Genomic DNA, 14,705 nt, shown 5'->3' with positions numbered 1-14,705 from the left:
AAAAGAAAAAAACAGGAAGGCTGTATTGAAAAATGCAGCCTTTTTTTATTTAATATCTGCAAATACAGTTATCTTTGCACCGTCCATGACCGATGATTGAGAGGGTTGTGGATGTTTTTGCGCATAAATAAAACGAACTAAAGCATTAAGGGATTATGAAACAAAACATTGCAAAAGTATTAACCTTTTCTTTATTGGCAACTTCTGCCGTTTTTATCAGTTGTGTGGATAATGAGAAAAATCTGTTTGATGCAGAACAACTGAGACAGATTTATGAAGAAACTTTTCCGGTAAAGAATATCGATCCTGACGGAGACTGGACTATGTCCCGTAGTGTAACTGCACACGTGACGGTTAATGGAGATTTAGGAGAGGATTATCCGATACGGATATTTGATGCGAATCCTTTAAGTCCGGAAAGTAATGCCAAACTTTTAGCAGAAGGTGTTGCAAATAGAAGTACATCTTTTAATGTTGTAATGGATTGTGCTACTGCACTCGATAGAGTATTTGTCGCGCGTGTAGACAGAAAAGGACATTATCTTGTGCAACCGATCGCTATTGAAAATGAAGAGGTGAAGGCCTGTTTCGGAAATAAAGAAGGTAGTACTACTTGTTCTATCACGAGAACTATAACAGATATACCTGCTATGGCAGCTCCTTATACAGATGAGTATATTAGTAATAAAAAGGCCTATGCTACTATTATTAAGTCCGGCTGGGATCTTGGCTCTGGATTTGACCAGTATTCTGCCTATAATCTTCCTGTTTTCAAGGAAAAGGAACGTTGGTTTAAGATTCAGGAAGGGGGCTTTAGGGCAAGATTTACTACAGGAGGAACTTGGGGTGGAGCTAATGCCGTGAAAGTGATTGTTCCTGAAGGAAGTACATGGGTGATTGAAAACGAAAATCAATTCAGTGATATAACGGAGGTAATAGTTGAAAATGGAGGAAAAATAGAAATAACTAGAAATGCCAGTTTGATATTGACTCGGGCTTCTTATATAACTGTAATGCCGGGTGGTAGTATTATAGGTGAGGGAGATATTTCAATAACAAATAGTTCTGCCGGGTTTAGTAATTATAATGCTGGTATGATTGATTGTTCCCGTTTAAATATTGATGGCGGTGGAAGTGGGGTTGATTTCATGAATTATGGAACGCTTAAATTGAATTCTTACAATGCATCTACAAGCGGTACAACACTGATAAATCACGGTGTTATTGAGGCTGGTAGTATTAATGGTAATAACAATACCAATGTTAAGAACGGCTGTTATATGAATGTGGCAGGAATGTTTCAGTTCGGTACACTTATAATGGGGCATACTTCTGAAGCTATTTGTGGGGAGTTGGGTTATAACGGAAATAACAATGATATTGTGATGGAGGCACAATCAATACTGACCTGTACAGGTAAAGCTAGTCTATATAGGCATGTAGTCGGTCCCACAACGGGAACGGCTTTGTTGAGAATTCATACGATTGCTAATATTTCAGGGCTCATTGAATCAAATTCGAAAGTCACGAATAACATTATTTGTGAGATAACAGACCAGACCTCTTCTAATGAAAAAGAGCAATCACTGTGGACTCCTTTCGACTGGTTAGTATATAAAGGCTTACAGAATTCCGCCACTTATTGCAATCCGGGAAAAGCAGATTTTTTGCTTCCTGCTGATGAAGATGGGTGTATAAAAGAAGGATATGGTTCTGATGATACCCCCGATGACGTGGAGATTCGGAAAGCCGTTTATTCCTATGCTTTCGAAGATAATTATCCCAAAGCAGGCGATTATGATTTCAATGATATTGTATTGAACGTGACTTTACCCGTTGCCGGTAATGAAGTGAAAGAATTGAAATACGTGGTTGACCTTCAGGCTGTGGGTGCCATGAAGCAATTAGGTGCCGGATTAAGAATACTGGGAATAAATAAAAGTAATGTGGAAACGGTTGACTTTGGAGCCGGCGCCGCTCAACGTGACGGTTCTTTGTCTGCTTCCCGTATATTTGAAGATGCATCTTATGAGACGACTGGCAGTGAACTTGTCATTCCTTTGTTTGGAGATGCACATTCTGTATATGGATATACCGGAACACAACGTCCTATGCTGAATACTGGAAATGCAAGTACATCTCTAACAGATATATATACTCTTGAAGTGATAATCAAACTTAAAAATGCCGTATCCATTCCCAGTGTAACAAACTGTTTAGACTTCTTTATAGCATATCAGGGTACTGGTGAAAAGAGAACGGAGATTCATTTGAATCAATTTAATTCGGCAACGGCGAATGGTCAGTTGGCAGATAATAACGTGCTTGAGGTTATCAAGGTAGTCAATAATACATGGGCTCTTTGCGTTCCTGATAAATTCGCATATCCGACAGAAAGAACTGTGATAACAGAGGCGTATGCTAAGTTTGCGGACTGGGCACATGACCAGAGTACTAATACCGATTGGTATAATATGCCTTCAAGTAGTGATAAAGTGATAGAATACTAACCTTTTCTTTTAAATATAAGTCAACCGCCGGAGAAGTTTTTGTTTTCCGGTGGTTTTTGCTACGAATTAATGCTTTGATTGTAAGGTAGTAGTATTTGTTTTACATGATCTTATTCGTCTGACAGTTGTTGAACATTCGTTTGACAACTGTTGTCTTTTCGTCTAACAACTGTCAGACGAAAAGAAGACAGCTGTCAGACGAATAAATTGTTGCAAACTGAGGTATAAATTCTTTAACTTGGAGAAGTAGAATTATGCGAAACAGGTGGTACATTCATATTCTGTGTGTACAGACTATCAATGATACCATCGGACAATCCGATAGTAGGTACAATAATACCAGTAGCTTTTACATAAGTCGCCACCTCAAGAAATATCTCTGCTGCCGGAACAATTACATCTGCCCGATCCGGTTTTAGCTTGTATTGTTTGATGCGCTGTTCGGCGGGAAGTACCTGTAATGCTAAATAAATCTCACGTAGTGACTCAACTGGTAGGAGAGAAGCCTTTTTATCCTTTTTATCCGCGAGACGGAAGAGTTTGTTGATATTTCCCCCCGAACCGATAATGCTGACAGGCGCATATTCTGTGGCAATGCCAATCAGGTCAGTACGTAACGCTTCTTTTTCCTCCTCTTTCACCATGCCGCTAAGCATACGGACTGTACCTATATTATATGAACGGGAGTTTTTCAGTTCTCCGTTACTGATAAGATTGATTTCCGTACTACCGCCGCCAACATCTACATATAGATAATTCTGTCCGGAAGCAAACAGTTGCTCGATATGATTGTCATATACGATATGCGCTTCTTCCTGTCCGTCGATAATATCTACACGAATACCCGTTTTTTTGGCTATTTGCCGGACGATAGCTTTACCGTTCCGGGCATCACGCATAGCGGACGTGGCACAGGCGCGATAATCCACTACATCATATATTTTCATTAACTGCTTGTAAGCTTTCATCAGCCGGATCAGTTTCTTTTCTTTTTCTGCTGAAATAATACCTGCTGTGAAAGCGTCTTCTCCTAGCCGTAACGGGATACGGATGAGTTGCACCTTACTCATAAGTTCGGGCGCATTTTCTTCGTTTACGCATTTTATCAGTAGTCGTACGGCATTGGAACCGATGTCGATTGCTGCATAATTAACTTTCTTCATATTTATCATCATGTGTTCTTGTATTCGTTATATAATTTTTCTTGTGAACGGAAAAGCGATGCCATTTCTTCACTAAGCGGGGGAGTAAACGGAAAATTCCATATCCGGTTGGTTCCCATTCCGTCTACTATGCGTCCTTTGGCTGTATCCTGAAACCCGTAACAAACAATCCGTTTTAAATCCGCCTGTATCTCTTTGTCATAAACAGGAGCCAGTACTTCGATGCGGTTGTCCAGATTGCGTGGCATCCAATCTGCTGAACCGATATAATACCTTTCTTCTCCGGCATTAGCGAAAATGAAAATACGTGAGTGTTCAAGATAACGGTCGATAATTCCATTGATATGTATATTTTCACTGACACCCGGAACGCCCGGTACTAAAGAACAGTTGCCGCGTACAACTAGTTCTATCTTGACTCCTGCTGCTGAGGCTTCGTATAGCTTTTCGATAAGTGCGCGGTCTGTTATGTGATTTACTTTGGCAAGGATATAGGCGTCTTTTCCTTGTTCCTTGTTCTTTATCTCCTTATTGATAAGGGCAATCAACCGTTTACGCATATCATTGGGAGAAACGAGCAACTCTTTGAAATTGACGGGAGTGTATGGCTTCTCGATAAAGTCAAATACTGCATTTACTTCCCGGACAATGGGACGGTGAGTTGTCATAATGGTATAGTCGGTATACATACGTGCATTTCCTTCGTGGAAGTTGCCTGTACTGATACAGACAATATCTCCATGTCTTGTCCCGATGTGCACCAGTTTGGAGTGAATCTTCAGCCCTTCCACCCCGAAGATTACACGGATTCCTGCATCCTGCATCCTTTTACTCCAGTTGATATTTGAGGCTTCGTCAAAACGTGCCAGTAGTTCGATGACTACCGTCACTTTCTTACCGTTCTTTGCTGCGCAAATCAATGCTTTAACCACTTTGGAGTCTTTAGCTAGTCGGTAAAGCGTCATCTTGATGCTTTTCACTTCTTTGCTGATAGCAGCTTCGCGCAGTACGCGGATGAACGTATCAAAACTATGATAAGGATAATGTAGTGAACGGTCTTTCTGGCGAATCAGGGTCAGCAGGCTTTCTGTACCATTTAGTTCGGGTTTGAAAATCGGTTCCCAAACCGGATATTTCAGATGACTGTGTCCGCAGACAGGAAATTTCATCAGGTCTTTGAAATTATGATAACGTCCGCCGGCTACGCGGGTGTCGTTCTTGTCTATATTCAGCCGGTCGGTCAGTCTTTTTAGCAAGTCCCTGGGGATTTGCTCGTCATATACAAAACGGAGAGGTTCGCCTTTCTTGCGGCTTTTCACTCCTTTGGAGATTTTCTGAAGTACGCCGGTCCGCAAATCACTGTCTATTTCCATTTCAGCGTCTTTGGTAAATTTGAAGGTATATGCTTCATAATCCGTATATTTCATTCCGACAAAAATCATTGGCAGGCAGTAACGGATAACATCATCAAGAAACATTAGATAGGTCTTTCCTTCCGATTCGGGTAGTTGGATGAAGCGTCCGAATTCCCCAACGGGCAGTTGGATAACCGCGTAATCCTTCTCTTTTATTTTTCCTGCTTCATCTTTGCGGAGCAAGCGGATAGCCAGGTAAATATCTTCATCTGTCTGGTCGTCCAGCTGTCGGGGACCGTTAAGGAAAAGAGGGTTGGTGGAACCGTTCAGCTTATTACGATAGAAAGAAGTGATGAACGCTTTCTGCTCATCGTTCATTTCCGTTTCTTTGATAACGTAGATATTCTCTTTTTTCAGTTCTTCCATGATAGAAGCGAACGTTTCTTCAAACTGTTCATAGTAACGGTTGTGCAGTTTACCTATCTGTTTCAGTGTGTGCGCAGCGATTTCCTGTTCTTTCTGTATATTCTTGTCGTCATACTCTATAATCCGGTTTAAGGTAGCGACACGGACGCGGAAGAACTCGTCAAGATTGTTCGAATAGATGCCAAGAAAAGTCAGCCGTTCCAGTAAAGGAACTTCCGGGCGGGCAGCTTCGAGTAAGATACGTTGGTTGAAATACATCCAACTGATGTCACGCTCAACATAAGGGCACTTCTTTCTTGTTTCGCTTGGTTTCATGATGAAGAATCTATTTTTAATTTTCTGCAAAAGTATCTAAGTGAGATGTAATAGCTATAACGATTTTGTTACGAACTTATTACAATGTTTATTTGTTATTTTTATATATCAGTAGAAACACTTATATTCGCAAAAGTATTGAAACAGACTTGGTTAAAAAATATAGAATTTATGAAAACAATGAATTATTCCCTTATTCGTATTCTCTTTGCATTAGTGATTGGTCTGGTGTTGGTGCTGTGGCCTAATACAGCTGCCAGTTATATCGTTATTACGGTTGGAGTTGCCTTTTTGATTCCCGGTGTTATCAGCCTTTTCGGCTATTTCGGACGTAAGAAATCCGAAGACGGAGTTTCGCCCCGTTTTCCGATAGAAGGAGTCGGTAGTCTGCTTTTCGGACTTTGGCTGATTGTAATGCCCGAATTTTTTGCAGATGTCCTGATGTTCTTGTTAGGTTTTATCCTGATAATGGGAGGGGTGCAGCAGATAGCTTCCTTGTCAATGGCTCGTCGTTGGACACCTGTTCCGGGAGCATTTTATCTGGTTCCCGCTTTGATTTTAATTGCGGGCATCGTTGCTTTATTCAATCCGACAGGAGCACGTAATACAGCGTTTATAATTATTGGTATCAGTAGCTTGGTATATTCGCTTTCTGAATTGATAAACTGGTTTAAGTTTGTACGTTGCCGTCCGAAGAACCCGATATCACATCACGATGAGGATATTGAGGATGCGAAGATTATTGAATAAAATAAGAAAAAGAAGAGGGCTACCTCACGGTACCCCTCCACTGCAAACTTAAAACAACCAACAAAAGAAATAGATCATTTCTACTTTATGTCCGATGAAAACTTCTTCATCGGACATTCTCTTTTTCTATCTTACAAATAATAGTTCTCTGTATTTCGGAAGTGTCCACATCTGGTTGTCAACGATAAGTTCCAACTTGTCGATGTGATAACGAATTTCTTCCAGTGCCGGAACAATCGTGTCGTGATAAGCAATGGCTTTTTCACGTTCGCTTTCAATCTTGTTCGCCACTTTACGCGCTTCTACCATTGCGTCTACATGCTCTTTGATGAAGGCTGTACGGTCAGCAATTTCTTCGATAAGTTCCAGATTCTTTGCTGATAGTTTCGCCGCTTTTTCTGCCGGAAACAGGGATTGCATTTTATAGACGTTATTAATCAAATCCGTCTGATACTGGGTTGCAACCGGTATAATGTGGTTCATAGCCAAGTCACCCAATACACGGGCTTCAATCTGGATCTTCTTCGTGTAGGTTTCCCATTTCACTTCATTGCGTGCTTCCAACTCTTTCTTTGTCATTACACCGGTAGCTTCGAACATGGCAATTGTTTCCGGTTTCAGGTAGTTGTCGAAGATAACGGGAACACTCGTTTCACAATCCAGACCACGGCGTGCAGCCTCTTCTTTCCATTCGTCACTGTAGCCGTTGCCGTCGAAGTGAATGGCTTTACATTCTTTGATATATCCGCGAATGATTTCAAGGATAGCGGAAACTTTCGGTTCTCCTTTTTCAATTAGAGCGTCCACGTCTTTCTTGAACTTCGCTAACTGGTCTGCTACTGCGGAGTTCAGCGCAATCATTGCAGAGGCGCAGTTTGCTTCGGAACCTACGGCACGGAATTCGAAACGGTTTCCGGTGAAGGCAAAAGGAGAGGTGCGGTTACGGTCTGTATTGTCAATCAACAATTCCGGTATCTGCGGAATATCCAGTTTCATTCCCTGTTTGCCGCTAAGGCTGATTAAATTGTCTTTTGTGCTGTTTTCAATATGGTCTAATACTTGCGATAACTGCTTTCCGAGGAAAGAAGATATGATTGCGGGAGGTGCTTCGTTGGCGCCTAAGCGGTGGGCGTTGGTTGCACTGGAGATAGAAGCCTTCAGTAACCCGTTATGATGATAAACTGCCATTAACGTATTTACTACAAATGTCACGAAACGCAGATTGTCTTCCGGTGTCTTCCCCGGTCCCATTAATAAGATTCCCGTATCAGTACCCAATGACCAGTTGTTGTGCTTACCGGAACCGTTGACACCTTTAAATGGTTTTTCATGAAGCAATACACGGAAACCGTGTCGACGGCTTACCTTGCGCATCAATGACATAATCAATAAGTTATGGTCATTTGCCAGGTTACATTCTTCGAATATCGGAGCTAACTCGAACTGATTAGGAGCAACCTCGTTGTGACGGGTCTTTACGGGAATACCCAATTTCAGAGCTTCAATTTCGAGCTCTTTCATAAAAGCAGCTACACGGGTGGGGATAGCACCGAAGTAGTGGTCTTCCAACTGCTGGTTTTTAGCACTGTCATGTCCCATTAAGGTACGTCCTGTCATTAATAAGTCAGGGCGGGCAGCATATAAACCTTCATCAACTAAAAAATATTCTTGTTCCCAGCCAAGGTAGGCAACCACTTTTTTCACTTCCGGATTGAAATAATGGCAGACGTCTACGGCTGCTTTGTCTACTGCACGTAATGCTTTCAATAATGGAGCTTTATAGTCAAGGGCCTCGCCGGTGTATGCAATAAACACAGTCGGGATACAAAGAGTATCATCTACAATGAATGCAGGAGATGAAGGGTCCCAGGCACTATATCCACGGGCTTCAAAAGTATTACGGATACCTCCATTCGGGAAAGAGGAAGCATCCGGCTCTTGCTGAACAAGTAATTTGCCCGTAAATTCTTCCATCATGCCACCTTTACCGTCATGTTCAACAAAAGCATCATGTTTTTCTGCCGTACCTTCGGTCAGGGGTGCAAACCAGTGGGTATAATGAGTGACACCCATTTCGATAGCCCATTTTTTCATGCCGGCAGCTACTTCGTCAGCAATGCTACGGTCTAGCGGAGCACCATTATCAATAGCATCAATCAGTGCATTATACACTTTGCTGGGAAGGTATTTAAACATCTTTTCCTTGTTGAACACATACTTGGCGAAATATTCCGACGGACGTTCAACAGGAGTTGCTACCTCAACCGCTTTCTTCTTGAAAGCAGTCTCTACTACTCTGAATCTTAGTTTTGACATAATACCTAATTTGATTTGTTGTTAAATATGTTAGAGTAAATAATTACGTTCTCTTATATGGTTAGTTGTATGCTGATTCTCCGTGTTCGTAGATATCCAGCCTTTCTTCTTCAACTCGTGCCGGAACGCGGAGTCCGTGGACTTTGTCGAGCACTTTGAAGATGATGAATCCCATACCTGCTGCCACCTCTTACATCATAATAAGAGAACCATTCTATGTCTGCTCAAAGCCAGTTCTTTATTCTTCTCATGGCTTCAATGCAGTCGTTACGTTCACCGAATGCCGTCAGACGGATATAGCCTTCGCCGCTGGGGCCAAAACCTACACCGGGAGTTCCGACTACGTTGGCCTCATACAACATCTGCTCAAAGAACCGCCATGAAGAAAGGCCATTCGGGGTTTTCACCCATAAATAGGGAGCGTTGACTCCTCCGTAAACTTTCAATCCGCTAGCTTCCAGTCCTTCCTTCATGATTCCTGCATTGGTCATATAATAGTTAATCGTTTCTTTAATCTGTTCCTTTCCTTCTGCGCTGTAAACTGCTTCTGCCGCCCGTTGAGTGATATAGGAAGTGCCGTTGAACTTAGTACATTGGCGGCGGTTCCACAGTCTGTTGAGTGGGATTCTGTCTCCTTCGAGTGTTGCGGCGGTAAGTTCTTTGGGGACTACAGTGTATCCGCAACGCACTCCGGTGAATCCTGCCGTCTTCGAAAAACTACGGAACTCAATGGCGCACTTCTTGGCTCCCTTGATTTCATAAATAGAGTGGGGGACATCCGCATCCTGAATATATGCCTCATAAGCAGCGTCGAACAGGAGTAACGTGTCATTTGCCAAAGCGTAATCTACCCATTTCTTCAATTCCGGTTTTGTCAGTGTAGTGCCAGTCGGGTTATTCGGATAGCAGAGATAGACAATATCTATCCGTTTGTCCGGAATTTCGGGTATGAAGTTATTTTCACTTGTGCAAGGCATATAAGTTACATTACTCCACTTACCTGTTTCTTCCTCTAATACTCCGGCACGTCCGCACATGACGTTACTGTCTATATAAACCGGATAAATAGGGTCTGTGACGCCGACACTGTTGTCATGACGGAGAATATCTCCGATATTTCCAGTATCGCTTTTTGCTCCGTCGCTGATGAATATCTCTGAAGCGGAGAAATGAATACCGCGCGGAGCAAAGTCATTTTTTATAATTGCTTCAATTAGAAAATCATATCCCTGTTCAGGACCATATCCGCGGAATGTATCCTTATCGGCTAGTTCTTCTACTGCTTTGTGCATTGCTTCGATACAAGCCTTGGGAAGTGGCTGAGTAACATCGCCGATACCTAGCCGGATGATGTCCTGCTTGGGATGCGTTATCCTAAAAGTATTTATCTTTTTTGCTATATCCGAGAATAAATAGCTTCCCGGTAATTTTAAAAAGTGTTCGTTTACTAATGCCATGTGGTTATTGTTTTAAGTTTCTATCAATTATTATTATTAATTCTTCATTTTCAACCCCTCAACCCTCGATTTCTTCAATTTCTCCGTCAAAAACTTTAGTTGCCGGTCCCGTCATTAATATATGGCCCGAGGCTTCATCCCATTCAATGGTGACTGTACCACCGTCCATTATTATATCGCTTTTTCTTCCTGTAAGCTCGTTGATGAAGGCTGCTACTGCGGTAGCACAAGCACCTGTCCCACAGGCTTGAGTAATTCCCGAACCTCTTTCCCATACTCTCATCCGTATAGTATCTTTGCAGACAATTTGTGCAAACTCTACATTGGTTCTGTCGGGGAAAAGATGATGATTCTCCAATTCAGGGCCGATTTCCGGCAAATTAATCTGGGTAATATCATCCACGAAAGTAACCAGATGAGGATTTCCCATTGATACTCTGGTTGATCGGAAAGGATATTTATCCTCAAAATGAACTTCTCCTGTTTCTAATGGACTGCCCATATCTACTGTGACTGCTGTAACTGTTTTTCCTTCTACATGAAGTTTCAGAATTTTAATTCCCGACAGTGTGTCCAGAGTGATTTCTGTTTTATCAGTCAAGCCATATTCATATACATATTTGCCTACACAACGGCTTCCATTACCACACATCATCGCTTCCGAACCGTCTGCATTGAAAATACGCATACTGAAATCAGCCTTATCAGAGTTTCCGATCAATATAAGTCCGTCACTCCCAATTCCTGTATGGAACTTGCTCCATTCGATTGCTTTCTTTTCAGGAGCTGCTATCGGATAGTTGGTAGTGTCTACATATATGTAGTCATTTCCTGCTCCATGCATTTTAGTGAACTTAATCTTTTTTGTCATTTTGACTTGTATTTGCTGGTTGTTGTATCCTTTTGTTTTATTACAATGCAAAGGTATGACTTTTTGCTTTATGTTTTATTGAAATATATATCTAATCTCTATTTATTTTATGTAAACTTTCAATTGTTTCGTATATAGCTATGTTTGGTTATAATCTGAAATTATATATATATGTATATTGATAAACTGTTATTTAGGTGAATTGTTTTGCATATACTTTCATAATATATAAAGAATAATTAGCCTTGATAATCTTTAAATTTAGTCATAAGAATAGGAAAAAACTCCTTTTTGTTTTGACGAAATGAAAGCGGATAGCTTTATTTCACTATCATATTGCTTGCCGGATACTCTGAAGAACCTTTTCCCGTATTCATTGTTCTAGCACTATATTAATATAAAAATGTAGAGATATGAATATAGAGAAACAATTAGAAACAGCAGTACGAACCAATCATTTGGTATTGGTTGTATTTTATGCGGACTGGTCGCCTCATTACGAATGGATAGGGCCGGTACTCCGTACTTATGAGAAGAGGACAATCGAATTAGTACGAGTAAATGTTGGAGAAGATAAGGCAATAGCCGATGCGCATAACATAGATACTATTCCGGCTTTTCTTTTATTACATAAGAGAAATGAACTCTGGAGACAAGTTGGGGAGTTGACAGTGGAAGAACTGAAAGATGTATTAGATGATTTCAAGTGATCGGACTGTAATCTTTTATAAGTATGCATAGAAATATCAATTTCTTCCTCAATTAAAAATAACGAAAAATGTAGTGTATTGATAATTAAGTTCTTATATGTTTGCATTTTTCTTTAAAAGAAACCATACGTTTGACACCGAGAAATAGCCCGTTCCTTTTAAAGGAACGGGCTGTTTCATTAATGTTGAAGGATAGAGTATTGAATGTGTATGTTTTATTTATTCTTTTTTAGTTCTTCCAACAAAACAACCGGCTCATTGGTCGTAATGAAATCTACTTTCTGTTCAATTAACCACTTCATTTCTTCGGCTTCGTCCACTGTCCACACATTGACTTTCAGACCAAGGTCATGAGCTTCTTTAATCCATTCGGGATGTTTTTTAATCACTCCCATGTGATAGTCAAGACCCGTAGCCCCGAGTTCTTTTAATTCTTTCGGAGATAATTCACCGTTCAGATAGAATACCGGAGTGCCGGCAGGTGCCAGGCGGATAAACTCTTTCATGGCATGCAATGAGAAAGTGATATATTCCATGCGGCTCTCTAATCCCATTTTTTTCACCGTAGCCAGAATTTCCTGAACGGCTTTGGTCTCGCGCTTTTTGCTGTTAAGTGCTTTCAGTTCAAGTATCAGTTTAGTATTATGTTCTTTTCCGACTTTTAAGTACTGCTCCAGACTTGGGAGGTTTTCTCCATTTGATAATTTCAACCCAGTGAGCGCGTCTCCTTTAGAATACTCCATAGGTCTCATTTTGTACACAGGATCATGATTGACTACTAACTTGCTGTCTTTAGTAAGCCAAACATCAAATTCTGAACCATAACAACCGATAGAGTCTGCTTTTAGAAGTGATGTAATACTGTTTTGTGATGGTCCCGGGGTTTTCCAGAAACCGCGGTGAGCAATTGCTTTTGTCTGCGCCTGCATACAACATGCAGCCATTAAAAGGGCGGAACCTATCATCATTTTTTTTAAATTCATTCGTTTTATCTTTTAAAGGGTTTATATAGGTTTAATTGGGTTTGGCTTCAAAATTATAAAAAAGAAAACGCAAATTAGTCAATTATATGCTAATCTGCGTTAATCCTTGGGATTTAGAATCGAAATACTACAAAAAAGTAACAGAAATAACCGATTCTGTGATTCTTTCTGTCGTCAGTTAAGTATAGGCTTCTTCATGTATTCCTTTTACTGCGCGTCCGCTCGGTTCATTCAGGTTCTTGAAGGCGATATCCCATGCCAGCGCTTCTGCTGTAGAGCAGGCTACGCTGGGAACACTGGGTACACTGCGTGCTGCACTTTCGCTGGGGAAATGTTCTTCAAAGATACTGCGGTAATAATATTCTTCTTTATTTTGCGGGGTATTGATAGGGAAGCGCCTGGCCGCGTTTTCCATTTGTTCATCACTTACGGCAGCAGTGGTTATTTCTTTTAACGTATCAATCCAGGAATACCCTACACCGTCACTGAACTGCTCTTTCTGTCTCCATGCCACGCTTTCCGGTAGCATATCGGCAAAGGCTTCGCGTACGATTCTCTTTTCAATGTTTTTTCCGGGACACATTTTGGCTTTCGGATTCAACGTCATTGCGACATCAAGAAACTCTTTGTCTAAGAATGGTACACGTCCCTCTACGCCCCAAGCTGACAAACTTTTATTAGCACGAAGACAGTCATACATGTGTAATTTAGAAAGTTTACGTACTGTTTCTTCATGAAATGCTTGTGGGGTGGGAGCCTTATGGAAATAAAGGTATCCTCCGAAAACTTCGTCGGCACCTTCTCCGCTCAGCACCATTTTGATTCCCATGGATTTAATGACACGTGCCAATAGATACATAGGAGTGGAAGCCCGTACGGTAGTTACATCATACGTTTCGATAAAATAGATAACATCACGGATCGCATCTAGTCCTTCCTGCACGGTGTAGTTTATTTCGTGGTGTACGGTACCGATATATTCGGCAACCTCACGTGCTTTTATCAAATCGGGTGCACCTTTCAGACCGATAGCAAAGGAGTGAAGTTGAGGCCACCATGCATCGCTTGCTCCGTCTGTTTCTATACGTTTGGCCGCATATTTCTTGGCAATGGCGGAGATAACAGAACTATCCAAGCCACCGGAAAGAAGTACTCCGTAAGGCACATCACTCATTAATTGGCGATGAACGGCATCTTCTAATGCTTCTTTCACATCGCCGGCTTTCGCATCGTTGTCTTTTACAGTTTCATATTCCGTCCAGTCGCGTGCGTACCAACGTTTCATTTGCCCTTCCTTGCTGTAATAGTAATGTCCCGGAAGGAATAATTCATACTCATCGCAAAATCCTTCAAGAGCTTTCAGCTCGCTGCCGAAATATATTTTCCCGTCTTTGTCCCTGCCTATATATAAAGGTATGACGCCAATTGGGTCACGGGCAATCAGAAATTCATCTTTTTCTTCATCGTAGAGAACGAATGCAAAGATTCCGCTGATATCTTCCAAAAAGTGAATGCCTTTGTCTTTGTAAAGGGCAAGAATAACTTCACAATCACTTCCCGTCTGAAAATCATATTTTCCGGCATATCGGGTACGGATTTCCCGGTGGTTATAGATTTCACCGTTTACGGCAAGTACTTGTTTCCGGTCGGGAGAGTACAAAGGCTGCCCTCCACTTTGCGGGTCGACAATTGAAAGGCGTTCGTGTGCCAAAATCGCACTTCCACCTACATAGATACCACTCCAGTCCGGTCCGCGGTGACGGATTTTCTGAGCCATTTTCAATGCTTTATCTCTTAGCTCCTTGGTTTGAGCTTTTATATTGAGTATACCTGCTATTCCACACATAAC

10 protein-coding genes and 1 pseudogene are annotated in these 14,705 nt (G+C 41.4%); 3 read left to right on the top strand and 8 right to left on the bottom strand.

What is annotated here, in order from left to right; all coding sequences use genetic code 11:
* The first annotated feature begins 155 nt into the window (after nt 1–155).
* A complete protein-coding gene (locus BHV72_RS08045) occupies nt 156–2,510 on the top strand; it encodes an LruC domain-containing protein (protein ID WP_022041930.1) in 2,355 nt (784 codons plus the stop codon).
* 233 nt (nt 2,511–2,743) lie between these two features.
* On the opposite strand, the gene BHV72_RS08040 is transcribed toward BHV72_RS08045, so the two are convergent.
* Nucleotides 2,744–3,682 (bottom strand): Ppx/GppA phosphatase family protein, encoded by a 939-nt coding sequence (locus BHV72_RS08040; protein ID WP_055171574.1) that lies wholly within the window; start codon nt 3,680–3,682, stop codon nt 2,744–2,746.
* Nucleotides 3,682–5,769, bottom strand: a complete 2,088-nt coding sequence (locus BHV72_RS08035; protein WP_122295417.1) for an RNA degradosome polyphosphate kinase — start codon at nt 5,767–5,769, stop codon at nt 3,682–3,684. Before BHV72_RS08035 ends, BHV72_RS08040 begins: the two co-directional genes overlap by 1 nt.
* A 171-nt stretch (nt 5,770–5,940) precedes the next feature.
* Here BHV72_RS08035 and BHV72_RS08030 point away from each other — a divergent pair, with 171 nt between their 5' ends.
* The gene (locus BHV72_RS08030) at nt 5,941–6,519 is read left to right on the top strand and encodes an HdeD family acid-resistance protein (RefSeq protein WP_005681230.1); all 579 of its coding nucleotides are present in this window, start codon (nt 5,941–5,943) and stop codon (nt 6,517–6,519) included.
* A 126-nt stretch (nt 6,520–6,645) separates the two neighbouring features.
* Here BHV72_RS08030 and BHV72_RS08025 read toward each other — a convergent pair whose 3' ends face one another.
* The 4 genes and pseudogenes from BHV72_RS08025 to dapF form a co-directional block, all read right to left on the bottom strand.
* The gene (locus BHV72_RS08025; RefSeq protein ID WP_005675674.1) at nt 6,646–8,835 is read right to left on the bottom strand and encodes a glutamine synthetase III family protein; all 2,190 of its coding nucleotides are present in this window, start codon (nt 8,833–8,835) and stop codon (nt 6,646–6,648) included.
* A 61-nt stretch (nt 8,836–8,896) separates the two neighbouring features.
* A pseudogene (locus BHV72_RS08020) lies at nt 8,897–9,019 on the bottom strand (hypothetical protein); the annotation flags it as partial.
* Nucleotides 9,020–9,059: 40 nt separating this feature from the next.
* Nucleotides 9,060–10,292, bottom strand: coding sequence for an LL-diaminopimelate aminotransferase (locus BHV72_RS08015; RefSeq protein WP_005675678.1), 1,233 nt, complete (start codon nt 10,290–10,292; stop codon nt 9,060–9,062).
* A 58-nt stretch (nt 10,293–10,350) separates the two neighbouring features.
* The gene (gene dapF, locus BHV72_RS08010) at nt 10,351–11,163 is read right to left on the bottom strand and encodes a diaminopimelate epimerase (protein ID WP_005675679.1); all 813 of its coding nucleotides are present in this window, start codon (nt 11,161–11,163) and stop codon (nt 10,351–10,353) included.
* A gap of 413 nt (nt 11,164–11,576) precedes the next feature.
* Here dapF and BHV72_RS08005 point away from each other — a divergent pair, with 413 nt between their 5' ends.
* On the top strand, nt 11,577–11,873 hold the full coding sequence (locus tag BHV72_RS08005) for a thioredoxin family protein (protein WP_005675680.1): 297 nt from the start codon (nt 11,577–11,579) through the stop codon (nt 11,871–11,873).
* Nucleotides 11,874–12,088: 215 nt separating this feature from the next.
* Here the strand turns inward: BHV72_RS08005 and BHV72_RS08000 are convergent, their stop codons facing one another.
* A complete protein-coding gene (locus BHV72_RS08000) occupies nt 12,089–12,856 on the bottom strand; it encodes a glycerophosphodiester phosphodiesterase family protein (protein WP_286855567.1) in 768 nt (255 codons plus the stop codon).
* A gap of 178 nt (nt 12,857–13,034) precedes the next feature.
* Nucleotides 13,035–14,702, bottom strand: a complete 1,668-nt coding sequence (asnB, locus tag BHV72_RS07995; RefSeq protein WP_055171495.1) for an asparagine synthase B — start codon at nt 14,700–14,702, stop codon at nt 13,035–13,037.
* Between the last annotated feature and the right edge of the window lie 3 nt (nt 14,703–14,705).

This window comes from Bacteroides sp. 43_46 (assembly GCF_001915455.1).
GTDB classification, from domain to species: Bacteria; Bacteroidota; Bacteroidia; order Bacteroidales; family Bacteroidaceae; genus Bacteroides; species Bacteroides caccae.
Note: the sequence above shows the minus strand (reverse complement) of the source record. Positions and strands in the feature narration are given on the sequence as shown.